We start from the raw sequence: 25,892 nt of genomic DNA, 5'->3' as shown, positions 1-25,892 counted from the left end.
CCCTTATTTTATCATTTGAATTGTCATTATGTCTAGACATCTAGATAGAAAAAATAAAAATATTCATTTTCATAATGAGTTATTATCGAAAAATCCGAGTTGCTTCGGTGCAAGTCCGGGATAGTGGAGTCCTAACAGACTGATCAATTGTTTTGCGTTTCCTGCAGCATCCCCACCCGAATTATTATTAAACAAAACGTACACATTTTTGACTTTCTGATTAAGGGTCATTAGGTGCCGTTTCCATTCGTCCAATTCTTTGCCATTGTATCGGTACAGACAGCGCACTTTTCTCCAGTTTGGTCCGTGATCCAGCCAGCCTGCCAGATTGCGTCCGTGAAGGCGGACCAGAACTGTGTCACCCCAACCGGAAAGCACCATTGGAACGGACCCGGTTTCGGTTTGAGGTTCATCGCAAATGGTGTGAATCCATCCTTCTTTTTGAAGGAATGACAGCGTTTTCGTTTTTATTCTCGGCAGATACCAGGTTGGATTTCGGAACTCAATAGCAACGGGTACCTTTCCCATTCTTTCTTTTGTATAACGAAGCTTTTCAATATTCTCAGTAGAGCAGTCAAACCAGGGTGGATACTGAAAAAGGATCATCGGGCATTTTCCTGACTGAAGCAGCGGCTCAATGGACATGCGAAACATATCAAACATTTCTCCAATGGTTTTGAAACTTGTTTTCCCTCTCAGATGTCCAGTCATACCTTGATAGGCTTTGACGATAAAACGGAATCCATCCGGTGTTTCATTCGCCCAGTTTACATAATTCTTTTCCGGCTGCATGGCGTAAAACGAGCTGTCACACTCAACAATCGGAAAATGGCTGCAATAGCGCTCCAGTTTCGAAGCTTTTGTGTCAGACTCATATAAACTAGGATGGTCTCCCCATCCTGTCAGTCCGATCCAGATCAAATGCTCCCACCTATCTTCTCAGTAAATATTTATCGGTCTAAATCAGTCAGTCCGTCTCTAAGCAATTTTCGATACATCAGATACATAGAAAGGCGCCACGGCAGGATCATGCCGAATGCCAGGATGAAAAAAAAGGAAGCGGTCTGCGGCACGCTGACGGTCTGTTCCAATGCAATCTTCATTACAGTGCGCACAACGAGCAGCCCGATGAGAATAAATACGAATGCCTTGGATCGTTTTAAATAAACGGCATCGTCAACACGTTCAAATTTTGACGTTTTAATTAGAAATATGGAAAAGGCCATCCCCACCAGAAAAGCCGATCCTGCTTCCCAATAAGGGAGCCATGTTTTCGGCTCAATAAACATTATAAATCCAGTCGCCATGAATAGCGGTGGAAGCAATAACTTCTTTGCATTCGTCGGTTTCTTAGATGCCTTCAGTCGGATAAAAATCACCATGCAGGCGAACAGCACACCAATCAATAATCCAATTATTTCTGCGGCTATCTTATTCATCCCCCAGCTAGCACAAACATGTGTTGTTAAAACCTATTAATTCGTTTCAGTTCATCGGCTCATCTTTCCTCTCTGCCTTCTGAACTATTCTCTCACAAATCAAATGCGTTTCCAATGCATCCGCCTTCGAGATCGGCTCACTTTTGTGCGCTTTTACAGCATCAAGAAAAGCCGTAATAATCTGCACAAAACCTCTCTTATATAGAGTCGCGGTCCAGTCGCTAAATTGTTTCCGAAACCTGCCCGTGCCATTTATTTGTTCAAGTTCAGTCAGATTATGCACGATATATTCACCGGCCGGCGACATAATCTGAAGCCGTTCCTGATTAGCCCCGCTCATCCTGCTCATCACTGTAACGACCATCCGGTTGCCTGCATGCAAATTGACGCTGAGATTTGTGTAAAGATTAGCTTCGTTTTTCTTTGCAGCCACGTCAATCCTATCGACAGGCTGATTAAGCAAATAACGGACTGTATCCACAACATGGATAAAATCATCATATACAAAGGTTCGAATGTTCTTGGGATCATTGACACGATTTTTCTGGTAAACAATCATCGATTTGCCAGGAACTGCAAAAGCTTCGTTGTTAAGTGGTGCGAAACGCCGATTGAATCCGGTCATCAACAATACCTTTTGTTTTTCAGCAAGTTCTGTAAGTTCCCTCGCCGTTTCATAATGGTCAGCAATCGGTTTGTCTACATAGACAGAAATTCCTTCGTTTAATAGTTTAGAAATGATTGCCGGATGGGCTGAAGTTGCAGCATGAACGAAAGCGGCTTCGATACCGCTTTCAATTAGTTGATCGATAGATTGATAAAGATATTTCCATCGGTACATCGCACTGATTTTTTCAAGCGTCTGCGCATTGCGCGTACAAAAATGAAATTCAACATCTTTCAAACCAGCATAAACTGGCAAATAGGCTTTCTCTGCAATTGAACCAATGCCAACGACCCCGATTTTCATACTCATCATCCCTGCCTCATTGAAATGTACGACCATTGCTTTCTATTTTATCATGATTTTCATCTGCGGAAGCGCCCCACGCAAGTCATTTTAAATCGAACTAAATTCTTTCTGAAGAACGACTAGCCATTTAAGCTAAAAACATGCCCAAGTATAACAAAGGCCCAGTCGGATTACTGTATCCGGTTGGGCCAATGGGTCAATCCTTCGTCTGATTATTGATCGCTTTCATCATTTGATTGAGCTTTTTTTGTGACGGGTGCTGGCCCATTTGAGTCATCATCACACGGAGCATCTGTTCATTAATCGGCGGATTCTTCTTCAGATAGTTCATCATATATCTACGGGCAATCAGGAAGCCAAGGATTAATCCAACAGCCAGACTGACAATGCCCACTAATATGTATAGCCACAGCATGTGCCTGTTCCTCCTTGTGTCAATTTTCCATTTCTCAGTTTACACTATCCCATGAAATCAGGTCAACCATACTTTGATTGGAAATCCTGATTATTGTTTGTCAGAAAATCGAAAACATTAAGGATCCACAAAAAAAGGAAGAACGCTATACATATAAAAGATGTAAGGCGTTCATCTGAAGGAGGATGAAAAATAACCTGTCGGTGAAAGGCAAGGTCAGATCACCGAGAGGAATTTAACATATTTTAATCGGTATTTCACAAAATGAAATACACGCGATTAAACAATTAAAATTTGCTGTTTCATTACAAACATATTAATTAACCTTTTGTTATATAACAGTATACCATAAAAAAGTTGCCTTGCAAATGAAAAGGCAGCCATGTCTCATTTAATAATTTCCTAGATTTTTCTTGTGCCAGTAAGTAAGATAAGCCGATTGAATTTATTCATTTATAGGAATGATTAATTTTTGGCCAAGTTCAATATGATTGCGAACAAGCCCGTTTTCGTTTTCGACCAGCTCAATAAATGATTCCTTCGAAAGTCGCGGATTCTGATGCTGATATTCCTGCGCAATGGACCACAGTGAGTCCCCCTTTTCAACAGTAATCGTTCTGAAGCCGTTGCTGTCGGCAGTCACATGGCTTGTCAGTGTCAAAAAAAGAACAACAGTCATGAACAAAAGTATTGCAACATATGAAATTCCCTTTAATTGATGACGTTGAAAAAATGCATTCATCAGTATCCCTCCGATAATTCATTATTAAAGAATATATGTTCTTGAGAATGTTTGTTCGATAATCATATTATATGAAGAACATTAGTTCGCGTCAATAGTTCGAACGAATGTTTGCATCGAAAGATAGCAAATGATATAATAAGCAAAAGAATATGAAAAGGAGCAGGGCAATGAGAATCTCTAATCGCCAGCAATCGATACTGGATTTTATCAAACATGAAGTTGCAACCAAAGGTTACCCTCCTTCGGTGCGTGAAATATGCAATGCCGTTGGCCTCGCTTCAAGCTCCACAGTGCATGGCCATCTTGAAAGGCTGGAAAAAAAAGGCTTGATCCGGCGTGATCCGACCAAGCCGCGTGCGATTGAAGTGCTGGATCACGATAGTAATGTTTTTAGTGAAAAATCAGTTCCTGTTCCGGTCATTGGCAAAGTAACCGCGGGAATGCCCATCAGCGCCGTGGAAAACATTGAAGAGTATTTCCCCGTTCCGCTTTCAATGGTTGAAGAAGACGAAGCCTTCATTCTCAATGTCTCAGGAGAAAGCATGATTAATGCCGGAATACTTGATGGCGACAAAGTTATCGTCCGTCAGCAGAACACTGCTGAAAATGGGGAAATTGTCGTCGCAATGACTGAGGAGGATGAAGCAACAGTCAAACGCTTTTTCAAGGAAGAGGACCATTTCCGGCTGCAGCCGGAGAATCCGTCCATGGATCCGATTCTTTTGGATAATTGCACGATTCTTGGAAAGGTTATCGGGGTTTTCAGAACCATAAGCTAATCAGCGGTTTTGATCACCGTTACAGTATAAGGTCGGGAAGGAATGGGTAAAACTTCTTCCCGGCTTTTTTGTTTTTCAGTAATAACACGTTTTTCTGTATTCGCATTCATATACTTTGGCTGTAAAGTTGGTTAAAATATAGAAAAGATGACTGGAGTGAGATCTATGAATGATCAGTTGAAAAGATTTTTTCTCATCGGTCTTGGTTTAACCGTGATCAGCAAGGACAAGGCGGAAAAATTCATCCATGAGTTAACAACTGAAGGAAATACCGCCGCAAACGAAGCAAAATCCTATTTGTCAAAATTAAATGATAAAGGAAAATTAAAAAAAAACGAATGGAAGAACGATTTCAGGGAAGAGACAAAAGGAGCGATCGCAGATTTGGGATTTGTTACTATAGAGGAATATAACAAATTGAAAGAAAGATTGGAGAATCTTGAGAAACAAGGCTCAAAAGATTGCTCCATCCATCCTTCGGAGAGTAATGGTCTAGAAAATGATACTACAGACAGGTGAGTCCAATGATTGGTAAGCACATTCGGCATATTCAGCGCTATCGTGAAATTCTTACCGTGCTCGTCAAATATGGATTTGGTTACATCGTCAAAGATGTCGGACTGTCCCACCTGCTTTCGTTCCCTAAACAGCTTGCTTCTGATTTTTCGGGCAAGAACAGTGATGCAAAACCTCTTGGCAGAAGAATCAGGCTTATGTGTGAAGAACTCGGTCCTACCTTTATTAAACTCGGCCAGCTGCTCAGTCTCAGGACCGACCTCATACCGGAACAGATCGCTGCAGAATTGAGAAAACTGCAGGATCATGTCACTCCTCTCGACCCCAAAATCATTAAAGCCGTCGTTGGCGAGGAACTCGGCGCCTCGACAGAAAATGCCTTTTCCAAATTTGAGGAAGACTGTCTCGCAGCCGCTTCAATCGCGCAAGTTCACCGGGCAGAATTAGTCACCGGAGAAAGTGTAGTTGTCAAAGTCAGAAGACCGGACATCGAGACCGTGATCAGCAATGACATTGAAATTCTCAGGGAATTAGCGACATTGATAGAAAAACGCTATGCCTGGGCAAAAAGCTTTCAGATCTGCGATTTGGTCGAAGAATTTTCCCAGGCAATCCGGCTTGAACTGGACTACTTCAGGGAAGGCAGAAATACTGAAAAAATCTGCCACTACTTTGCTGATGATGAAGAAATCATTATTCCAAAAGTATATTGGCGATATTCCACTCAACAGGTTCTGACACTGGAATACATTCATGGTTCCAAATATAGCGATGTGGTCAATGATTCATCGCAAAGATTCAATCATAGGATCATCGCTGAACGCCTGGTCCGTTCTTTTCTTGATCAGGCATTAATCGCTGGTATTTTTCATGGCGATCCTCATCCAGGTAACTTATTTTTCTTTCCGGGAAATAAAGTCGCCTACATCGACTTTGGTCAGGTCGGCACTTTAAATGAAGAAATGAAGCACAACTTTGCAAACCTGATTATCGGCCTGATGAAAGGAGATATTGATCTTCTTTTCCGAACTATTTTTCTCATGGCATCGATGCCTGATGGTATGGATGAAAGATTGTTCAGAACCGATCTTGAACTATTGCGTGACAAATATTATGACCTCCCCTTTAAGAATATTCACATTGGTCTGGTTGTCCGGGATATATTTGAAATAACTAAAAAGTACCGCATTTCCATTCCGAAAGATTACACGCTTCTTGGAAAGGCCCTGATCACGCTCGAAGGACTGATCACTGCGCTTGACGATCAAATCAGCATTCTGGAAATTGCTGAACCTTACGGCAGAAAATTGATGTTGCACCGTCTGAATCCTGAACACCTTTCAAAAAAATTTTATAATAGTTTATTCGATGCTGCAGAAAACAGCATCAAAATTCCTTCACTATTACGGAAAACGCTGATGCATCTTTATAAGGGAAAAACGCATGTCGAAATGGAACTTCCTCAGCTGGAAATGCTGCTCACCAAGCTTGATCGGGCCGCCAACAGGATATCGTTCAGCATCATTCTGCTAGCTTTCAGTATTATTCTGGCCGGAATAATACTGGGTGAAACTTTCGGAAGCCACCCTGTTTTCAACGGGATTCCGATCCTCGATATTGCAGTAACCATCGTTCTGTTCATGTTTTTGCTGGTGATGCTCGCTATCTTCCGGTCCGGGCGGTTCTAACACTTTTCGGTTGCTTTCTACGCTTCAGAACCAGGCCGCACAGTTGGGACAGCGGCGATTCGGTCTAAGCTCTCCCGCACGAAAAAGGTATAATAAATAGCTGAAAGGAAAGTCAGGCTGCCCACAATAAGGAAAATTGACTCTATAGAAATCCAGGCCGGAAAGGCAGCCATAATCAAACCAAGCGTCAATGACTGAAAAAGCATCATAATCGGCGTACTCCAGCTCTCCACCCTCCCCATCATTTTCGGATCAACAACACAGGGCATCCATCCGCCTATCGCAACATTTACAAATGGAATAAACAATGTGGAGAAAAACATCAGCACCAAGAAAACCACTACATTCGGTGCATAACCCGCTGCAATAATGAATGAGCCGCTGGCAGTCAAACCAGAAACAATCATTGTTTTATAGGACCACTTTCCTGAAAATAGCGAGGCCAGCAGACTTCCGGCTAATATACCAATGCCGGAGACCACCCCTCCCCAGACGGAAATATACTGATAAGCATCCGGCGCCAGCTTATATTTTAAAATAAAAATCAGCATGACACTGCAACCGCCGTTGATAATACCGAAAATGGCAAAGCTGGCGATCAGTGAAATCAACAACCGGCTATGGGCAATATAATGAAATCCCTGGCTGAAATCATTTTTTATCATTTCCAGATTAATTGAACGCCAAATATGACTACCATTAGGAAGCCGTACTTCGCTGCTAATTTTCAGCGAACGAATCAGTATTGCTGAGACGATAAACGAAAGGGTGTCAATCAAAATGGCTCCCGGTGCGCCGGCCCGCCAATACACAACTGCTCCAAGTCCATTGCCGAAAATCATGAACAGACTGCTGATCATCTGATTTAATCCCGCAGCGACGGGATAATCTTCTTTTTTTAAAACGCCCTGTATGATGGCCTGTTCTGCTGGCGCAAAGAATTTGGACACTGCAGCCCTGAGAAATATCATGGCAAAAATGAGCCAAAGCAGATGAGTAAGCAGTGAAACAAGCAAACCTAATGACAATCCTGCGCTGATCAGGTCGCAATTAGCCGCAATTTTCTGGCGGTCCATACGATCGGCTGCCACACCCACCAGCCAGAAAATAAGCAGTGAAGGCAGTGTAGACATCAGTTCGTTAAATGTGGCGAGATAGGGTTGATTGCTGAAACGATCCAAAAGATAAAAAACCAGCGCCGTCATCCCGATCACACTGCCGAGCTGAGAGGTGACTGATGCTGAAAACAACAGCGTGTAATGCTTATTTTTAAAAATGCTAAATGTCCTGGCCATACCATTTCACGTCCCGTTTCTTCATAGTTTTCAACCTTACAGATCCATCTTAAACAGATGCGTCGATTGAAAAAACAACCTTCTGATCGGTTTAATCTCCGACCCGGGACTGATTTTATATGGTCTTCATTTTTCAAGCAAAAGGTGATAGATGCGCTGACTTACTGTATGATCCAGTCCCGCAACGTACTGGTTGAGCTTTTTCTGTGCTTCAAAGATCTGATTAGTTCTTTCTTTTCCGGTACTCTGAACGAGCCGATTAAATTCATCCGATATCCTTTTAGCATTCTCTTCACTAATTTCCCGACCGGCAAGGAATAAGACGGCAAGTCTGCGATGGTCAGGAACCAGCGTCTGCCGTCTATCACCAGGTTTATTTGAAACAATCATGCAAGAGACCGGTCCCGAACAATCGACCAGAGCAAACAGGACATCCTGTTTTTCAAAAGGCACATGCCGTATCGTCTCCTCTATTGCCTCAAGCGCAGTTTCATTAAAAACATGATTTTCCTTTTGAAAAGGATACATTTTCTTAATTTTTTTGAGTGCCGATGCGCTTCCCGTGCAAACCACTAATTGATTTTCCGATACTTTTACCATACTCGGTTTTGTTCCGGGTAACACAATCCGATCCCCGTTTTTATCCAAATCAGTCAGATGACAATCACTGACGACTGAGACTCTTTCAGGTGACGCGATAATTGAGACGAAACTCATGCTGTCAACTCCTCCTTCATACTTTTTTATTCTAAATAAAGATTTAACAGATCTCCGAGAAAAAATCTAGTTAACAACAAGATTTAAGAAAATTAAGGCATCGAAGAACAACAAATCATGAAATCATGGTTTTTTATAACTTTGAAAGCATAAGCATTTGCATTTTTTTAAAAAAGTCATAAAATAGACTCATAAGGTTCACAAATTTGTCAAATAAAAAGATAAAAGCTTGAGGCACAGATCCTGTCATGTTTCAAGCAAGCTATTAAACTTGAAGGAGGACTTTCTCTATGGGAAAGATCAAGGCAAGTGAAGCAGTAATCAAGTTGTTTGAAAACTGGGGTATCGATCATATTTACGGCATCCCGGGCGATTCCATCGATACAATGGTTGAAGCACTGAGAAAAAAAGAAAGTAAAATTAAGTTCTATCAGGTCCGTCATGAAGAAGTTGCGTCGCTGGCAGCTGCAGCCTACGCCAAATTAACCGGCAAGATCGGTGTTTGTCTCGCTATTGGCGGTCCGGGCGCCATCCACTTGTTAAATGGCATGTATGACGCAAAAATGGATCATGTTCCAATGCTCGTGCTTGTCGGTCATATTCCTTCCAGATTGACCGGAACGGATTACTTTCAGGAAGTTAATACTGTGGATCTGTTCAAAGATGTGGCCGTATATAATAAGGAGCTTACCAGTGCGGAGAGTTTCCCGACCGTTGTCAATCAGGCCATCCGTACAGCCTATCAGGAACGCGGTGTTGCCGTCCTCTCGATACCCGATGATATCCCTGTCGGAGAAATTTCGGATCATGCGGCTCAGCTTTCCACTGTATTTGAGAAAAAAGTACCTGGCCTGGTTGAAAACGATCTCAGTGATGCAGTTGCATTGATTAATGCGGCAAAAAATCCGGTTATCCTTGCGGGTGTCGGCTCAAAAGGCGCAAAAAAAGAATTGATGGCATTTTCCGAACGCATTTCTGCACCCGTCGCTGTTACGCTGCCGGGAAAGGGCGCGCTGCCTGATGAACATCCTAATTTTCTGGGAAACATTGGAAAAATAGGCACTAAACCTGCTTACGAAGCCATGAAAAGTGCTGATTTGCTGATCATGGTTGGCACGGACTATCCGTATGCCGCCTATCTGCCAGAAGGAGCAAAATGTGTCCAGATTGATATCGATCCGGTTCGCATTGGCAAAAGATATTCTGTAACAGTTGGTATTGTCGGCGACGCAGCTGATGCTCTTGCTTACCTGACAGACCATATCACCCCTGTCACCGACCGGCCATTTCTGAAAATCTGTCAGGACAGAATGGCTAAATGGCAGAGCTGGATGGATGAGGACAAAGATAACAAGAAAACGCCGATTGCTCCCCAGGCAGTTATGTCGGCGATTCAGTCCATTGCGGAAGATAACGCGATTTTCTCGGTGGACGTCGGCACGGCAACCGTATGGTCTACTCGTTACCTCCATGTAACCAATCAGGACTTTCTCGTTTCGGCATGGCTCGGGACAATGGGTTGCGGCCTTCCGGGAGCACTTGCTGCCAAACAGGCATTTCCTGATCGCCAGGCGATCGCAATTTGCGGCGATGGCGCATTCTCGATGGTCATGCAGGATTTCGTAACCGCAGTTAAGTACAATTGGCCGATCATCGTTGTTGTATTGAACAACAAACAGCTATCATTTATAAAATATGAACAGCAGTCTGCAGGCCAACTCAATTATGGCATTGATTTGCAGGATATTGATTATGCAAAGTTTGCTGAAGCCTGCGGAGGCAAAGGTTTTCACGTCGAGAAACATGAAGAACTGCAAGGCGCATTTGAAGCAGCGAAAGCATCGGATGTTCCAGTTATCCTCGACATTGCAGTAGACAAAGATGCCGCCCCGCTTCCAGGAAAAATTGTAATGGATGAAGCCAAAGGTTATACTAAATTTGCAACAAAATCAGTTGTTGAAAATCATAAACTGGAAAAAATGCCGCCGATGAAAGACATCATGCGCCATTTTATCTGATTCATATTCAAAACCTGCATGAGCATTCAGCTACGCTTTGTTTAGCTGAATGCTTTTTTTATTTTCCTGATCTTTCATCTGCTTCTCATATTATTTCAGTTCGGCGGCATAATATACAGGAAATTGGGATGTAACACAATATAGATGCTGAGCTGCACCTACGAAGGGAGACTTAATATGGGAAAAATAAAAGCAGGCGATGCAGTTGTACAGCTGTTAGAAAACTGGGGTATTGACCATATTTACGGAGTGCCCGGAGGCTCGATTGACAGAATGGTCGAGGCAATCCGAAAACAAGAAGACAAAATCAAGTTTTATTTAGTCCGTCATGAAGAAGTTGCCGCACTCGCCGCATCTTCATATGCAAAGTTGACCGGAAAAATAGGGGTTTGTCTGGCTGTCAACGGTCCCGGAGCAATTCACTTATTAAGCGGCCTCTATGATGCCAAAATGGATCACGTTCCGATGCTTGTCCTCGTCGGCCATACACCAACAACACTGACGGGTACCGACTTTTTTCAGGAAATAAACATGCCGGAACTGTTTAGGGACGTGGCAGTCTATCAGCAAGTCGTTGCCAGCGCCGAAACCTTCCCGGCGGTTGTGAATCAGGCCATTCGCACTGCCTATCAGGAAAATGGTGTTTCCGTCCTCATGATTCCGGACGATTTGACATTGGGCGAAATTCCGGATGATGACTTGCAATTAAACACATTGTTTGAAAAGAAAATACCGGGACTGGATATCGACGATTTAAGCGACGCTGTAGCCTTGATCAATTCAGCGAAAAATCCGGTAATTCTGGCAGGGGCGGGTTCGCGAAAAGCCAAAAAAGAATTGAAGTGCTTCATAGAACGCATTGCCGCACCTGTCGTTATTACGTTACGCGGAAAAGGTGTGATACCTGACAGCCATTCGAATTTTTTGGGAAATATCGGCCACCTCGGCACACGTCCTGCATACGACGCAATGAAAGCCTGTGATTTGCTGATTATGGTCGGAACGAATTATCCGTATACAGAATATCTTCCTGATCATGCCAAATGCATTCAGATTGAAATTGATCCTGTACGGATCGGTAAAAGATATGCAGTGACTGTGGGCATTCTTGGAGACTCGGCAGAGGCACTTGCCTATCTGAACGAGCATACGACGCCGGTCTCTCAGCGACCTTTTCTCGAGTATTGCAGGGAAAGCATGTCTCAATGGGAACATTGGCTCTCTGAGGATATGCGCAAGACACAGACTCCTCTTGCTCCGGAAGCAATAATGTCAGCGGTTCAATCCATTGCGGATGACAATGCTATTTTTTCAATTGATGTTGGCAACGCCACGATATGGTCAACACGGTACTTGAAGCTCACTCAGCAGGATTTTATCATTTCCGCCTGGCTGGGTACGATGGGTTGCGGACTTCCCGGAGCGATGGCGGCAAAGCAGGCATTTCCCGACCGCCAGGCGATCGCCATATGCGGTGATGGAGGTTTTTCAATGGTTATGCAGGATTTTTCGACTGCAGTCAAGTACAACTGGCCGATTATTGTCGTGATTCTGAACAATAAGGAATTTGGATTTATCAAGTTTGAACAGCAGTCCGCAGGAGAACTGAATTACGGTATCGATCTTGAGGATATTAATTACGGTAAATTTGCTGAAGCCTGTGGAGGACGGGGCATACGTATCGAAAAATATGAAGATTTACGCCCTGCATTTAATGAGGTTCGATCGACAAAGGTTCCGGTCATTCTGGACATTGTGATTGACAATAGCGACGTTCCGGTACCGGGTAAAATTACGATGGCTGAAGCTGCAGGCTATGCCAAATTTTATGCAAAATCCCTGATTGAGAATCAAAAACTTGAAAAAACACCTTCTGCCAAAGAAATTATCAGGCGCTTCTTCTGATGTCGAATGATGTCGAAAAAAACAGCCCAGTTTGGATTGATAAGTACTTGATCCAAACTTTTTTCACATAAAGAAAACTTGACAAAGCCAAGCCTCTGGCGCAGGCTGAACCTTAGTTGTGATGGCCATGAATGTCCTAATTCCGAACATGCCAAAGGACATGGCGTTTTATGTTCGGTCGCTTATACTATAATCTGCTAAAATTTTATATTTTTTTATTAGAAAAAAAAGGCCCCCGACAGGCCCTTAGAAAATGGAGTATGACGTGAGAAACAGGGAGATCTTGCCTCGTTCTCGTGATTATCATACCAATTGATTATTAAGCGGAGGTAAAATTCATGATGAGAATTTGTTATGATTAGTGTTCATCTGTACATCCGCTTTAAAGTTATTTTTTTACAACAGCGTGGCCGCCAAATTCATTGCGCAGCGCAGCGACAATTTTCCCCGAAAAGGTGTCACTCTCGAGTGACCGATAACGCATCAGCAGGGACAGGGCGATGACGGGTGTAGGGACCTGCATATCCAAAGCTGTCTCCAGCGTCCATTTACCTTCTCCGGAGGAAGCCATGATTCCACTCAGCTGTTCCAGATTTTCATCCTTTGAAAATGCATCCTCCAGCAATTCAATCAACCAGCTTCGGATCACCGAGCCGTGATTCCACACCTTGGCTACCGCTTCATTGTCATAGTCAAACTCGCTCTTCTGCAATACCTCAAAGCCTTCAGCAATCGACTGCATCATGCCATACTCCACGCCATTGTGCACCATCTTCAGAAAATGTCCGCTACCCGCTTTACCAGTGTACAGGTATCCATCTTCCACAGCAATCGCCCGAAACAGAGGCTCAAGATAGTCAAATGTCTTCCTGTCACCTCCCACCATCACACAGGCACCGTTTCTGGCTCCGCTCATCCCACCGGAGGTTCCTACATCCATAAACGAAATATTCTTCGTCTGACAAAGCTGATAGCGGCGAAGCGAATCTGTATATTTCGAGTTGCCGCCGTCCAATATCATATCATCTTTATCAAGGAGATCAATCAAAGAAAACAATGTTTGTTCCGTAGGCGCGCCTGCCGGTACCATCATCCAGAATACTCGGGGTTTCGTCAGACTGCCAACCAGATCTTTGAGAGAAGAAAAGCCCTCAATTCCCTCCTTGTCTGCGGCTTTTTGAACAGCTTCTGCCGAAAGGTCAAAGGCATGGACCTGAAAACCATGATCCGCCATATTCAGGGCAAGATTAAACCCCATTTTCCCTAAACCTACTAATCCTATCTGCATTCCATTCACCTGATTTCAATAGTTATCCATTGCGTTGCATCCATTAATCAGTTTAACTCATTTTCCTTATAAACGTCCAAATCATTTTTTCCCACCCTATTGTTTCTTCAATTATTTATCTGATAATTGAATCGTCACAAGCTGCAGTCTAGGTTCGACATTTTTATCGACAGGATCCGAGAGGTTACCAGCCGAGTCAGGTTTAAGGTTTTATCAGCGCCATTCGAAATTTATCAGCGGATCTTAAAAATTTATCAACTGAGTTGCAAAAGATATCAACCCAACTTTTTTTATGAATTAGGTCTTGAACAAACAGACTTGCTTTGCTATGCGACAGCAAAATGAACTTGCATGTCCATAAAATCACCACAGTGCTACTCGAACGAATCTAAAAAAATGAGGCCGAATCCCGAAAGATCGACCTCATTCTCATTTTTTAATTTCAACTTTTCAAAACCGACGAACTCAAAAAGTGATCATTTTTTCACGGTAAGATCCTTTTTCCAAAGCCCAAGAATCAGTCCAGAAATCACTGCTCCGATCAGAATTGCAAGAATGAACAGGAACGGATGATTGCTCAGCAGGACAACAAATATACCACCATGCGGCGCAGGAATATTAGCTCTCCATAACTGGGTCAGACCGCCGGCAACCGCAGCCCCTACAATACTGGATCCAATGACACGTAATGGATCAGATGCGGCAAACGGGATCGCACCTTCGGTAATGAAAGAAAGTCCCAGAACGTAGTTGGTAATTCCTGCTTTCCGTTCATCTTCTGTAAATTTATTCTTAAAGAGAGTCGATGCCAGAGCAATCGCCAACGGAGGCACCATGCCACCAGCCATGACAGCAGCCATCATCAAACCACCATTCGCTGCTCCGCTTGTGAAAACGCCAATGGCAAAGGTGTATGCCGCTTTGTTCACAGGGCCACCCATGTCGACAGCCATCATTCCGCCGAGAACAACACCAAGAAGAACAGCATTTCCCGTACCGAGGTGACCAAGAGCGTCTACTAAGCCCGTGTTGATCCACTTGAAGATTGGATCAAAAATATAGTACATTAAACCTCCTGTGAGCAATAGACCAAATACAGGATAGAGTAAGATAGGTTTCAAACCATCCAATGTTTTCGGAAGCCCGGCGAAAATCTTCTTAAGCAAAATAATCAGCCAGCCGGCAAGAAAACCGGCAGCAAGACCGCCAAGGAATCCGGCGTTTGATGAATAAGCCATGAATCCGCCAACAACACCAGGCATCAAAGCCGGACGATCACCAATACTTACAGCAATATAACCTGCAAGGATCGCAATTAGAAAATGAAATGCACCAGTATTTCCACCAGCTATTGTACTTAGCATCTGAAAAATAGTGTTGTCTTTGCCCAGTCTTTCAAACATGAATGAAATAGCCAGCAGAATACCACCGCCGACAACAAATGGCAACATGTGAGAAATACCATTCATCAGATCTTTATAAATTTTGCTCCAAACTGAACCGCCACCACCGGATGTTTCTGCTTCAGCGGCCCCTCCTTCAGCATGATAAACCGGGGCTTGTCCGTTTAAAGCTTTATTAATGAGTTCTTCCGGTTTGCGGATGCCATCACTGACTGGCGTCTGCAAAACTTTTTTGCCATCGAATCGCGCCATTTCAACTTTTTTGTCCGCTGCAACGATGACTCCGGCCGCACGGGAAATTTCATCCGTTGTCAAAACATTTTTCGCGCCTTCCGAACCATTGGTTTCGACACGAATGGAGACACCCATTTCTTCAGCCTTTTTCTTCAGCGCATCTTCAGCCATATAAGTATGAGCGATTCCGGTCGGACAAGCTGTTACGGCAACAACAAACTTGCCGTTGTCCGGTTTGCTCTGTTCAGTCTTTTTCTCTTCAGCTTTTTCTTTCTCTTCCTTCTCCGCCTGTTTCTCATCAAACAGTTTTGCAACCTCGGCCGGTGTTTCCGCTTTCTTAACCTGATCAACAAACTCCTGATCGATAAGAAGACGTGAGAGCGCTGCAAGTGTCTGCAAATGAACATTTGCTGCGCCTTCAGGTGCGGCAATCATAAAGAAAAGATAAGATGGCTGTCCATCAAGCGCCTGATAATCCACACCATTTTTGCTGTGTCCAAATACAACCGTTGCTTCGTTTACTGCTTTGGTCTTGGCATGCGGCATGGCAATTCCTTCGCCAATGCCCGTGCTTGATTCTGCTTCACGCTTGAGAATCATTTCCTTGAATAGCTTCGGATCATTAATCCGTCTGTTTTTATCCAGACTGGCTATGAGCTCGTCAATGGCTTCCTCTTTAGTCGTCGCCTTCATGTCCATGACCATGGCGCGTTCAATCATCAGATCCGTTATTTTCAACTCTACTTCACTCCCTGTTTTTTACGTCACACACAGAACAATAGTTCTATATCACGTTGAAATTCGTCTGGAAAAAGATTACGCTATACTCCTCATCTTCTCCTATCCTTCGGAAAAGAACCCTTCCACCGGATCAGGAATGCTGAAAACTTTCTCAGATTGCATTTAAAACTTTGCAGATTCTGATTCAAGGACTGATTTCGAATCAGCACAGTAGATTTTGGTTCTGCCCACTAACTCTGAACCACCCGCATCCGGCAACATATCAGTAATAATGACTGCCTGATCCACATTAAACATTTTGCAGAAAGACACTTCAGAAAACTTGCTGCTATCCGCAATTACGAAAGTCTGAGCGGAAAGTAATTGCGCCTGTCTTTTCAGAGCCGCTTCCTCGGGATCCGGTGTTGTGAAACCCATAGCAACGTCAATCCCGTTCGCTCCAATGAATGCTTTATCAAATCGAAAAAGATTCAGATTGTTGGCGGCCATGCTCCCAATCACTGCTTTTGTCGCCCGTTTCATCATTCCGCCAATTAAATAGCACAGCACATTTTTTCTGGCCAGTTCTTCGCCATGGGCAGGCCCATTGGTGACAACGGTTACATTTGCAGCCCTAATATATGGAATCATTTCCAAAGTCGTTGTCCCTGCATCAAGATAAATGCATTCATTGTCTCTGATCTGATCAGCAGCCATCCGAGCAATCGCTTTCTTTTGCTGAACGTTTTTGGATGTTTTCGTTTCCATATCCAGTTCTTCACTTCTTGGCTGCAGGAGCGACGCCCCACCGTGCACCCGGCGAAGCAGATGGCAGGCTTCAAGTTCTTTCAGATCACGGCGGACTGTTGATTCTGATGCATTCAGATCTTTCACCAGATCCTGCAATTTTAGAACATGGACTTCTGCAAGTCTCCGCAAAATAATCTGCTGTCGTTCTTCAGCTAGCATATTCATTTCCTCCACGTCATTATTTTAACACGCTTTCATTCAAAATCAATCGTTTTGCTTCACAAACATTCAGTGCTTACAAAATCAGGGATGATCAATGAACAATATCCTTTTCCTGCCGACAATCATTTCAAGACCAACTGTAATTTCTGACAATCCGGTATCGATCTATTGCCGGCGTTTCTTTTCACTTGCCGCGAGCAGGGCCATCTCCTGATAAGCATCAAAATGCCGCCTAAAATTTTCAATAATAGCTGCATTAGAATATGTGCCTTTATCCGGGTCACCGTAAAATAGACTTTTTACATGACGCGGGGTGCGAAAGAGTTCAAAAGCCGCACGGAAAAGCGTAATATAAATATATTCATATACGAAAGGTGTGATTTAATTGTCCCAGCGCCATCCATCTATTCCGCGCCCGCTTGTCCGTACTAATCAATGGATCATTGTTGTCAGCGTAGCTGCCACATGGATAACCGGAGTTTACTGGATTCTTCTTTTACCGCTGCTCTCCGGAGCTTCTGGCCTCCTGTTCCATTACAACCCTGTGATGCAATTGGCAAAACACTTTTTGAAAAAGCCTGTATCCTCATATATTCCCGAAGACGTTGATCAACAAAAATTTAACCAGACTATCGCTGTATCCTGCCTGACTATTGGATTTTTCAGCTATCTTCTCCATTGGCATATTGTGGCCTATATTTTCACAGCAATCGTAGGTTTAGCTGCCTTCGTGGCCATTTTAGGCTTCTGCATTGGCTGCTTTATCCACTTCCAATGGTCGCAGTACCGCCAGCGCAGAAAGGCCAGAACCCAAGTCTGAAAAAGTGATGTATCTGTAGCATAATTAATTAAAAAGAAAACCGAGCAAAGTCTCTCCTATAAAAAGCACTACGCAGGTTTATCTACGGATTCACGTGACCTAAAATACTTGGATCAACAAAAAGAAACGGCACCCCAAATGACAGGGGCCGTTTTTTTATTGAGTCTTTTATTCAAATCTTATTCGTGCAACAAGTTTACTAACGCCTCTGCCTGATTTGCATCAGTACTTTGGCCACTGCAGGGGAAACCACGCATGCCGCTGCCGCTTCAAAAATTCCGTTTGTGAAAACAATACCCAGAAGGAAGGGCAAAACCCGTGTTACATCCATATGATAGATATTTGCATAGGGCACACGGTAAAAAATATACGTCAGGCCGAGCACAAGTACTGTGTTTGTCAGTGATCCGAATAACGCAGCAAGGGTCATAGAACCAACATCGAACAGCTTCATTTTTCTTAAAGCCAGGTAAGTATAACCCGCCACCACGCCAATAAGTATCCTGGGCAGGACAGAAATCAGCGGATTAGTAAAAATGAGTGGCGCAACCGGGCTGCTGGGAAAGGTAAAAGCCCTGATGAACGTGATCAGGCCCCAGATGCCCCCGATCACTGCACCATCTAAAGGTCCAAGCGCAATAGCAATGATAATCACGGTGATATGAATCAAAGTCAGGCTAAAAGCGCCCACATAGATGTAGCCTAAGAACGGGATAAAGTTCTGCAGAATAATAATTGCTGAAAATATGCTGATCAGTACAAGCCTGAATGTACGGCTTTGTCCATTATGAGTTCCCATAGTCCGTCCTTTCTTGTTCCAAGAAACTGAGCTTTTTTACTGTCTCATGATATCACAAACAGCCCTTTATTAATATTCGGACTTACTCTGGAACAAACTTTTTTAGGTATATTTGGCATTCTAACCTACTTCATTAAAATAAATGATGCTTAATAAAGCAGCTGAATTGTACGATATAAACATGGATAATGTTTAGAAGTTGGTCAGTTTTAAGCAATGACCTTTCGAAGTGAGGATCCTATGAGCGAAGGCAATAAAAGCCAGGTGATTTTCGGCGATATCGCGAAAGAATTAACCGTTGCTTTATGGAGAGACATCTCAGTATTGAAGACAATTTCCGTGCATTCGAACATTTCTATGAAACGATAAATTACACTGCTGGAGCAGCACAGATGATACATGTTTATCCCAGTGAAACATCAGATCACCAAAGAATGCGGACAAAAAATAATCCCCCAAAAAATAATCGTACATTTTGAAAAATATCCGGATGGTTCCACCATTTCCTATCATTTTGAATCATCCGGTGCCTCAATGAACTAAAAATCCACCATTTGTTCATTTGCTCATCGCCCAATTATTTTATATAAAGGAACAAGGCGTTGGTTGAGATGCTGGCGCGACATCAATCAATTTAAAAAGGGCGGATGGAAATGGGAATTAATTTCAGTCATTGCGATGCACACTGGTGCTATGGACTTTTTCACGAATTTAGAGTTAAATTAGCCCGAGAAATCGGAATGGATCTAAATAAGATGGAGGGATTCGGTGGCAATATGTCTTTCAGCGATTTCAATGATGATATTCTTCCTCTGCTCAATCATTCCGACTGTGAAGGTGAATTATCCGCCGAAGAGTGCCGGCATGTCGCTCCACGATTAAGAGAGATTATTGCTTCGTGGAATGAGGAAGATTATTTGCAGGAAGCGCTGTCCCTTGCTGAAGGAATGGAGCTTGCGGCGCGAAAGAGCCAATCTCTGATTTTCTGCTGAGGAGTGTTCCAGTGAATATTATGATCGTATAAATATGTATGATTCAAACTGAAAGAAGTGACTGAAGTGAAACACGAGAAAGAACAGACGTATCAAAAACTGAACGAAGTACGCATTGAAGCAGCAAAAAGGTTTAGAAAGTCAGGTCTTGACAATGCAGCATCAGATTTTCTGGCAACAAAATATATATTGATCAACGAAACGGCAATCAGTACTTATCTTGTCATTGACGAACTGGCTGCAGCCGGTAAAATCATAGAACAGATTTCAACGCTTGAAGACAATCCGCAGAAATTACGCTGATTTGATCTTCTCTCGGAACTCGTCCTTTCGCAATTATGTGACAAAGTCAACTGACTTTGACATTTATAAAAAACCAGAGTCCAAAAATATTACGGTATATGCAACATTAGTTTTGATTCTTTGTGCCGGTTTCTTGATTTGAGCTTAATAAAATTCTTTCACCTGCTCCGACTCTCCCAACGATATTTTTCACACATGTGGCTTACTGTATCCGCAATTCAGGCGCTTTTTACTTGCTTCACGGAAAAGATACGCGCCTTTAAGAACGTGCGAATTTTATGACGTGTAAAGCAATAAGCTTTTACATACGTTCCGGAAGCAGAAATAATACGGATATATCGCTGACTAAATTTCCCGTTGCTGTCCTGATAGATAATTTCAACTATATCGCCCTGATGCATGCTGTTCATCCCCCTTTTTTCATTAGTATACACGAAAATACGTTCGATGTATGCCAGAAAGTAAAACATACGTTCGTCCTATATGTTAGGGAATTGCTAAACAGAGGAAGCCTGGTCAGTTTGAAAAGCAATCTAAAATTTCAGAATATTTTCTAGCCACAAATTGTAATTTGCAGGCATTTAGAACATTTGCATCAACGATCTGAATGCTGACCTTCTCAGCAATAGTATTTTTTTCTAGTTTTACCATCCCTTTTTGCTGTTACTCTGCACTTTGATACAGAGTATTCCATGTTCCCTTATCAAATCCCTTCGTGTTCCGTGATAAAAAATTCTGCTACCTCAACGGTCTTCTTATTTTCTGTATGATGAAACCCTATTTGCAGATACTAAAGCACATATTGATCTAACAGGAGACGACTCTTGATGTGCCGGTTTAGACGCGCTGCGCCCATTTTTTTAGCCCTGACCATTGTGCTGTTCCAATGTATCTTTGGCAAAGCGGCAATCGCCATGATTGACCGCTTTGATTATGAACCCAGAGGAAGCGTCGTCTGGGATGTACGGAATCATCAAAAGTCCGTTGCCTTAACTTTTGATGATGGTCCTCATCCGGTCTATACACCCCAAGTACTGGATGTACTTAAGAAATATCATGCTAAAGCCACTTTTTTTCTGATCGGCAAACGCATGCAGGCTTATCCGGATCTGGTTAAACGCGAGGTCGCGGAAGGTCATGAACTGGGAAACCACACCTTTTCTCATGTTTCACTCCACGGAAAATCCAACGCATTCTTTTTGAATGAGGTTTCTAAAACCGATGATCTGATTAACCAGTATCAAGGGCCGCCAAGAATCAGGCTTCTTCGTCCGCCAGGAGGAGATATTAATGCACAAACGGTCCTTATATCTGAAAAAAATCATTTCGAAATCATTCTGTGGTCTTGGAATCAAGATCCCAAAGATTGGTCCAAACCAGGGGTTTCACGGATTGTCCGTCACGTCCTGACAAATATAAAGAGCGGTGATATTATTCTGCTGCACGATTCGGGAGGAAACCGGAAACAGACTGTAGCTGCCCTTAAAATCATCATTCCCACCCTGCAAAGCCGTGGATACAAATTTGTTACACTTTATGATTTATTAAAAAACGATAAGAAATATGATGATCTCTATAATTTCGGTTTGGATCAGATTTTAAACAAATAAAACCGGGTTCTCTGTTTCGCCGGTCAATGTGACCGGTTTTTTTGTATACGAAAAAGGAACCCGCACACTTTGCAGCCTCCCTCTTACCTTCATTTTTTTATTGTTTTCTGATTTCCATTTGTACGTCTCTGATCAATTATAGTGTCTATCCTGTCCAGCTCGTCGCTGTCTGCTAAAATCTTTGATTTATTTGTTCTTAAAAGTTGCAAATATGACAATTTTCTTTTCATATCACTCATCCTCGCATATTTTTTTACATGTTCTATTATAAATTGTTCGTATTAATCAAAAATTAAATTATTGTAATTTTTGTGAAGGCCCGCTCCACTTTACAGGAAACAATATTATGCGTCAATCGTTAAGTTAGTGCTGCTGTCCTTCCGTGTGCCACCTTGACGACAGATTTATAAAATATAATCAAGGACAATAAAAGCGATTAAGGCCCCCATTAGCGGATACCAGTTGCCGTACAGATATCCTGTCACCGCCCCCAAAACTGTGGCAATCTCCCGTAAATCAAGTCATATTTGTTCAATGTCATTACCTCTGGGATTCATTTTTTTACAGTTTATGTTTGCCCCAATCTGCCCGAAAAGACGGGTAAATCAGTATTTTTGCGCAAAAACAAGAGGACCTCCGAAGAGATCCTGCTAGGCACATTCAATTGATGACCAGACTACAGAACTACCAGGTTCACCAAATAAATAATTTGCCTCTTTGTTTTCACATTGTATGCCTAGTTGGCAAATAGTCTTTTTAATCATTCCCCATCTGTTTAACCGTCATATAATGCATCATCACCTGATATGTGGGATACTTTATGGGCTTTCCTGTCAGTGTGGCGCATGCGGGTATGAGTACGGCAGATGTGGATTTAGTGGTTTTGGATTTGGCAACGGATTTGTGCTAATCATCATTTTGTTCATTATCATTGATATTCACCACTACTCAAGATTAACCGTCGATGATCCAATCCGTTTGATCACTCCTTTAAAGGGCACCTTTCTCGTGCGCCTTTAAAAAAATATTTAATAAATCCATTTGCCCGTTTGATTATTCTGACCGTTTCTTCATCTGTAAACTCCATTTTTACGGTCAAACAACTCGCCAATATATGAAGCCTGAAAAAATTATACGGGGATATTTTCTGCAGCAAAGACGTATGAGCGATAAGCCGCATTGAACGCAATGATTGAGCCGATTAAGAAGAACAGAACTCCACCAAGATAAAGCGCAGCCGCAACGACTTTATTCTTCTCATTCAAAACCACAGCTGCTTTGGTTTGATTCATTCTAGTCACCCCTTTTGTTTTTCATCCCTTATGACTTTATATGTATTCAACCATTTATTATTGGGTTCTTACCTAATGGCATCTTTTTTTGCCTTGGCTTATCAATTCTCATTCGTTCCAACACCCGTTAAATATATCCCAATATATAGGGCAGTTAATATCAGAAAAATTATTACTGATCATTTAACAGGCAACAAAAAAGCACCCCAAAGGATGCTTTCGCCAATAATTTAATTACCCATCATACGCGATCATGACTGAATAAAACATCTTTTCTCTGTCTCCGTAGACCATATCATCGTTGTCTTTTTGAGATGTACTGAATTCAATTTTTTCAATCTTCCCATGATTCTTTAAAAATTCATTCACCACGTTCTCCAATTTGCTGGATTGGAAATCTGAAAAAACTTTGATTTTCAATCTTATCATCTCCAACTTATCCTGATTCGGTTCGTTTTCCGGAATACTTTATCGTTTGTCAATTGGATGCATTTTTATGCATGAAAGTTATTTCCTTCATGTCGGCCACTTTTATCCATATATTTTACTCGTAAATGGGCCGTTTTTTCTTGCTCTTTCCAAACTTCTCCTCAAGCGATTTTCAATATATTCGCAGTGCCTGGTTAATCCTTTATAGGTCAGCATTTTTATCTCCAGCAAGCTCAACTCGGACTGTTCCCGATGAGCTCCGTCGCTTATTTGAAGTCTCCAGATGACCGTTGTTGTATTATTGTTTATATATTGCTTAGGACTCCAACCATGTTCAGATAAGTAGTGAATCTTTTTGTTTTCTTTGTTCATTTAACCTAGCCTCACATTCGCTTTTATAATAGTATTTATAATACTATGCACGGAGTGCCAGTTTTAGAACATCGCATTGAATTTTTTTAGAATAAAAGAGGCACTGATTCGGTCTCAATCAGTACCTTGTGTTCTTCGCTTAGATAACTATTTAGTTATAAGTCAAAAAGTTGGATCTCTTTAGTTTCAATGAAATCAATCAGCACATTGCCAAACAGGTTACTTTTTTATCCACAGAAGCCCTTATAACGCTGTTGAATCGTTCTTTAAAACCTGACTGCCATTTATGAATGACCAGCCCTGAGATTTGATCTCTTCCAAGAACACTTAAGCTGCCGTCAAACGCCTGAGATTGACCCTCGAAACCACATTCAACCATTTTGTCATTAAAATTCCGACCTTATGGATTGATTGAAGAATATTCTTGTTTACTTATGTTCAAAGATCTGATAATTCGATATCCTTCACACATCATCTTCTCAAATTAATTTACACTCGATGTTTAGGGTTTAAATAAAATCTTGCCTGCATCTTCTATTGTGGCTGGACTGTTTACTCAAATGGGCTTTTTAATCATTCCGCATCCGTCTATCCGCTCATATAATACATTATCACGTGTCGAGGAGGTGTCGCTTATGGGAGCTCCTGTTGCAGGCCCCGGATATGGTTATGGCAACGGATTTGCTTTGCTCATCGTCCTATTTATCTTGTTGATTATTATTGGCGCCACTTTCTGCTACTAACCGCTTCCGATCCGCCTCCCTGGTTCCAATCCATGCACCTCCACATAAAGGACACCTTGCACCCGGGTGTCCTTTAATCATTCTCTTCTCCGTCCGTCGTGTAACTAGATGCCGTATTTCTGTATCGGTTATTCGAGATAAACTCCATCTCATCACACCGAGAGTCGAATTCGAATATTTTGATGAGGAGAAACGAATGTGAACGATCCTGGTACAAGAACGATCAAAATGTCCAATAAAGATATACTCCGAATTTAATAAACAGCTGGAGGTTCCGGTTTTTTGTTATCCATCCATCGATTGATGTTCCTCGATCCGATCGCACAATTCATTTAACAGTGATAAGCTTCTCTCAACGCTGTCCAAACGCTTGTTAACTTCCCAAAATAATTCAATAAAGGACCGATACTCCGTACTCATAATTTCATCGCTCCCTTAAAGTGTGCTATTGATTATAGTCGCAACGACGGGTTTCTTCGCCCTTATCACATTTCGGGTATTTATTCCTATTTCTATTCATGATCATAACAATCATTTTCCTTTAATTTTTATTTTGTAAAATATATTCACCCACAATTGGGTTTATCAACTATTCCGCATCTGTCTATCCGCTCATATAATGCATTATCACTTAAAAAAGGGGGATCGCTTATGGGAGCTCCTGTTGTCGACGGATGCAGAGGCGGATATGGTTATGGTAATGGCTTTGCGTTGCTCATCGTCCTGTTTATCTTGTTGATTATTATTGGCGCCACTTTCTGCTACTAATTACTACTGATCTACCCCTGACTCCAAACCCATGCATCTCCACATAGGGACACCTTGCAACTAGGTGTCCTTGTCCTTTAATCATTCATGAAATTTTTCTCACCTTAAGTCTTTCCATCCACAGTTCGATGCCTTCTCTGAGCAGTTAAGCAATAATTTTTCTCCATAAGCAGTGGTTTCTGATAATATTCTGTGTGCTAGATGAACAATAATTATTAAATAATCCATAAATTTATAGCGTTTACAATACATATTAGTTATAATTGATTTATGAGAAAATGACTGATCTAAAGAGATGATTTTCAATGAAAAAAATCATGAGTTTAATGCTATATAAATATAAACACTCTCCTTTGTTTTTATCTCTGCTTTATATTGCTTCAATTCTGGTAATCCTACTGGTCATTCCCTTTAAATTTTCGTTTTTGCGCATTGCGCTGCTTCTAATCTTTATGGCACTTTATGCCTTAAAAAATAAAACGACAAAATCCAAAGAACAAAAGGAAAAATCCAAAACAAATTCATCTGAAAGTATCTAGTATCCGCGGTCACTGAACTAATACACAACACCTCTGCTATGCCCCGGTCTGTAGCTGATATTCAGTCTAGCCATGCCCCCTTATTACCGGTATTGTGGAAAATTCCGCTATTCCTAAG

General features: G+C 42.2%; 29 protein-coding genes. 12 read left to right on the top strand and 17 right to left on the bottom strand.

Features of this window, described 5'->3' with window-relative positions:
• Positions 1–69 precede the first annotated feature (69 nt).
• The 5 genes from COP04_RS10120 to yneA all read right to left on the bottom strand — a co-directional run bounded on the left by COP04_RS10120 (position 70) and on the right by yneA (position 3,569).
• Positions 70–921, bottom strand: a complete 852-nt coding sequence (locus COP04_RS10120) for a DUF72 domain-containing protein (protein WP_100487881.1) — start codon at positions 919–921, stop codon at positions 70–72.
• Positions 922–950: 29 nt separating this feature from the next.
• Positions 951–1,439: a CcdC family protein gene (locus COP04_RS10115; protein ID WP_193437410.1), complete on the bottom strand. Its 489-nt coding sequence runs from the start codon at positions 1,437–1,439 to the stop codon at positions 951–953.
• Positions 1,440–1,485: 46 nt separating this feature from the next.
• Positions 1,486–2,415, bottom strand: coding sequence for a Gfo/Idh/MocA family protein (locus COP04_RS10110; RefSeq protein ID WP_338062844.1), 930 nt, complete (start codon positions 2,413–2,415; stop codon positions 1,486–1,488).
• 193 nt (positions 2,416–2,608) lie between these two features.
• On the bottom strand, positions 2,609–2,827 hold the full coding sequence (locus COP04_RS10105) for a YneF family protein (protein WP_100487879.1): 219 nt from the start codon (positions 2,825–2,827) through the stop codon (positions 2,609–2,611).
• Between the two features lie 445 nt (positions 2,828–3,272).
• A complete protein-coding gene (gene yneA / locus COP04_RS10100) occupies positions 3,273–3,569 on the bottom strand; it encodes a cell division suppressor protein YneA (protein ID WP_100487877.1) in 297 nt (98 codons plus the stop codon).
• A gap of 170 nt (positions 3,570–3,739) precedes the next feature.
• On the opposite strand from yneA, the gene lexA reads away from it, so the two are divergent.
• The 3 genes from lexA to COP04_RS10085 all read left to right on the top strand — a co-directional run bounded on the left by lexA (position 3,740) and on the right by COP04_RS10085 (position 6,555).
• Positions 3,740–4,351, top strand: a complete 612-nt coding sequence (gene lexA, locus COP04_RS10095; RefSeq protein ID WP_100487875.1) for a transcriptional repressor LexA — start codon at positions 3,740–3,742, stop codon at positions 4,349–4,351.
• A gap of 165 nt (positions 4,352–4,516) precedes the next feature.
• The gene (locus COP04_RS10090; protein ID WP_100487873.1) at positions 4,517–4,870 is read left to right on the top strand and encodes a phasin family protein; all 354 of its coding nucleotides are present in this window, start codon (positions 4,517–4,519) and stop codon (positions 4,868–4,870) included.
• Positions 4,871–4,875: 5 nt separating this feature from the next.
• The gene (locus tag COP04_RS10085; protein WP_239984827.1) at positions 4,876–6,555 is read left to right on the top strand and encodes an ABC1 kinase family protein; all 1,680 of its coding nucleotides are present in this window, start codon (positions 4,876–4,878) and stop codon (positions 6,553–6,555) included.
• A 17-nt stretch (positions 6,556–6,572) separates the two neighbouring features.
• Here COP04_RS10085 and COP04_RS10080 read toward each other — a convergent pair whose 3' ends face one another.
• Together COP04_RS10080 and COP04_RS10075 are read right to left on the bottom strand one after the other, a co-directional pair.
• Positions 6,573–7,850, bottom strand: coding sequence for an MFS transporter (locus COP04_RS10080; RefSeq protein ID WP_100487871.1), 1,278 nt, complete (start codon positions 7,848–7,850; stop codon positions 6,573–6,575).
• A gap of 126 nt (positions 7,851–7,976) precedes the next feature.
• Positions 7,977–8,567 carry a hypothetical protein gene (locus tag COP04_RS10075; RefSeq protein WP_100487870.1) on the bottom strand — a complete coding sequence of 197 codons (591 nt, stop codon included), beginning with the start codon at positions 8,565–8,567 and terminating at the stop codon, positions 7,977–7,979.
• 290 nt (positions 8,568–8,857) lie between these two features.
• Between COP04_RS10075 and COP04_RS10070 the strand changes: the two genes are divergently transcribed.
• Both COP04_RS10070 and COP04_RS10065 read left to right on the top strand, forming a co-directional pair.
• Positions 8,858–10,585: a pyruvate oxidase gene (locus COP04_RS10070; RefSeq protein WP_100487868.1), complete on the top strand. Its 1,728-nt coding sequence runs from the start codon at positions 8,858–8,860 to the stop codon at positions 10,583–10,585.
• A 177-nt stretch (positions 10,586–10,762) separates the two neighbouring features.
• On the top strand, positions 10,763–12,490 hold the full coding sequence (locus tag COP04_RS10065; RefSeq protein ID WP_100487867.1) for a pyruvate oxidase: 1,728 nt from the start codon (positions 10,763–10,765) through the stop codon (positions 12,488–12,490).
• 388 nt (positions 12,491–12,878) lie between these two features.
• On the opposite strand, the gene gnd is transcribed toward COP04_RS10065, so the two are convergent.
• The 3 genes from gnd to COP04_RS10050 all read right to left on the bottom strand — a co-directional run bounded on the left by gnd (position 12,879) and on the right by COP04_RS10050 (position 17,104).
• Complete coding sequence (gene gnd, locus COP04_RS10060) at positions 12,879–13,778, bottom strand: phosphogluconate dehydrogenase (NAD(+)-dependent, decarboxylating) (RefSeq protein ID WP_100487865.1); 900 nt, start codon at positions 13,776–13,778, stop codon at positions 12,879–12,881.
• A gap of 476 nt (positions 13,779–14,254) precedes the next feature.
• A complete protein-coding gene (locus COP04_RS10055; RefSeq protein WP_100487864.1) occupies positions 14,255–16,153 on the bottom strand; it encodes a PTS fructose transporter subunit IIABC in 1,899 nt (632 codons plus the stop codon).
• Between the two features lie 165 nt (positions 16,154–16,318).
• On the bottom strand, positions 16,319–17,104 hold the full coding sequence (locus COP04_RS10050; protein ID WP_100487863.1) for a DeoR/GlpR family DNA-binding transcription regulator: 786 nt from the start codon (positions 17,102–17,104) through the stop codon (positions 16,319–16,321).
• A gap of 388 nt (positions 17,105–17,492) precedes the next feature.
• On the opposite strand from COP04_RS10050, the gene COP04_RS10045 reads away from it, so the two are divergent.
• On the top strand, positions 17,493–17,927 hold the full coding sequence (locus COP04_RS10045) for a DUF4395 domain-containing protein (protein WP_100487862.1): 435 nt from the start codon (positions 17,493–17,495) through the stop codon (positions 17,925–17,927).
• A gap of 199 nt (positions 17,928–18,126) precedes the next feature.
• Here COP04_RS10045 and COP04_RS10040 read toward each other — a convergent pair whose 3' ends face one another.
• Complete coding sequence (locus tag COP04_RS10040; protein ID WP_100487861.1) at positions 18,127–18,726, bottom strand: ECF transporter S component; 600 nt, start codon at positions 18,724–18,726, stop codon at positions 18,127–18,129.
• A 653-nt stretch (positions 18,727–19,379) separates the two neighbouring features.
• On the opposite strand from COP04_RS10040, the gene COP04_RS10035 reads away from it, so the two are divergent.
• Together COP04_RS10035 and COP04_RS10030 are read left to right on the top strand one after the other, a co-directional pair.
• Positions 19,380–19,718: a hypothetical protein gene (locus tag COP04_RS10035; RefSeq protein ID WP_100487859.1), complete on the top strand. Its 339-nt coding sequence runs from the start codon at positions 19,380–19,382 to the stop codon at positions 19,716–19,718.
• 66 nt (positions 19,719–19,784) lie between these two features.
• A complete protein-coding gene (locus COP04_RS10030; protein ID WP_100487858.1) occupies positions 19,785–20,021 on the top strand; it encodes a hypothetical protein in 237 nt (78 codons plus the stop codon).
• Between the two features lie 218 nt (positions 20,022–20,239).
• Here COP04_RS10030 and COP04_RS10025 read toward each other — a convergent pair whose 3' ends face one another.
• Positions 20,240–20,422 (bottom strand): hypothetical protein, encoded by a 183-nt coding sequence (locus COP04_RS10025; RefSeq protein WP_100487856.1) that lies wholly within the window; start codon positions 20,420–20,422, stop codon positions 20,240–20,242.
• A gap of 426 nt (positions 20,423–20,848) precedes the next feature.
• On the opposite strand from COP04_RS10025, the gene COP04_RS10020 reads away from it, so the two are divergent.
• A complete protein-coding gene (locus COP04_RS10020) occupies positions 20,849–21,631 on the top strand; it encodes a polysaccharide deacetylase family protein (protein WP_239984826.1) in 783 nt (260 codons plus the stop codon).
• An 89-nt stretch (positions 21,632–21,720) separates the two neighbouring features.
• Here the strand turns inward: COP04_RS10020 and COP04_RS20770 are convergent, their stop codons facing one another.
• From COP04_RS20770 to COP04_RS10005, 4 genes are all read right to left on the bottom strand, one after another.
• Complete coding sequence (locus tag COP04_RS20770; protein WP_157800254.1) at positions 21,721–21,861, bottom strand: FbpB family small basic protein; 141 nt, start codon at positions 21,859–21,861, stop codon at positions 21,721–21,723.
• Between the two features lie 900 nt (positions 21,862–22,761).
• A complete protein-coding gene (locus tag COP04_RS19570) occupies positions 22,762–22,923 on the bottom strand; it encodes a hypothetical protein (RefSeq protein ID WP_157800253.1) in 162 nt (53 codons plus the stop codon).
• 234 nt (positions 22,924–23,157) lie between these two features.
• Entirely contained in the window at positions 23,158–23,343 is a 186-nt protein-coding gene (locus tag COP04_RS10010) for a hypothetical protein (RefSeq protein WP_100487854.1), read from the bottom strand.
• Between the two features lie 111 nt (positions 23,344–23,454).
• Entirely contained in the window at positions 23,455–23,724 is a 270-nt protein-coding gene (locus tag COP04_RS10005) for a hypothetical protein (protein WP_100487853.1), read from the bottom strand.
• A 635-nt stretch (positions 23,725–24,359) separates the two neighbouring features.
• On the opposite strand from COP04_RS10005, the gene COP04_RS10000 reads away from it, so the two are divergent.
• Positions 24,360–24,467, top strand: a complete 108-nt coding sequence (locus COP04_RS10000; protein ID WP_100487852.1) for a YjcZ family sporulation protein — start codon at positions 24,360–24,362, stop codon at positions 24,465–24,467.
• Between the two features lie 285 nt (positions 24,468–24,752).
• On the opposite strand, the gene COP04_RS20485 is transcribed toward COP04_RS10000, so the two are convergent.
• Positions 24,753–24,887, bottom strand: a complete 135-nt coding sequence (locus tag COP04_RS20485) for a hypothetical protein (protein ID WP_275656862.1) — start codon at positions 24,885–24,887, stop codon at positions 24,753–24,755.
• A gap of 231 nt (positions 24,888–25,118) precedes the next feature.
• On the opposite strand from COP04_RS20485, the gene COP04_RS09995 reads away from it, so the two are divergent.
• Both COP04_RS09995 and COP04_RS09990 read left to right on the top strand, forming a co-directional pair.
• Positions 25,119–25,235, top strand: a complete 117-nt coding sequence (locus COP04_RS09995; protein WP_100487851.1) for a YjcZ family sporulation protein — start codon at positions 25,119–25,121, stop codon at positions 25,233–25,235.
• A gap of 305 nt (positions 25,236–25,540) precedes the next feature.
• Positions 25,541–25,774 (top strand): hypothetical protein, encoded by a 234-nt coding sequence (locus COP04_RS09990; RefSeq protein ID WP_100487850.1) that lies wholly within the window; start codon positions 25,541–25,543, stop codon positions 25,772–25,774.
• Positions 25,775–25,892: the final 118 nt, after the last annotated feature.

This window comes from Sporolactobacillus pectinivorans (assembly GCF_002802965.1).
GTDB lineage: Bacteria > Bacillota > Bacilli > Bacillales > Sporolactobacillaceae > Sporolactobacillus > Sporolactobacillus pectinivorans.
Note: the sequence above shows the minus strand (reverse complement) of the source record. Positions and strands in the feature narration are given on the sequence as shown.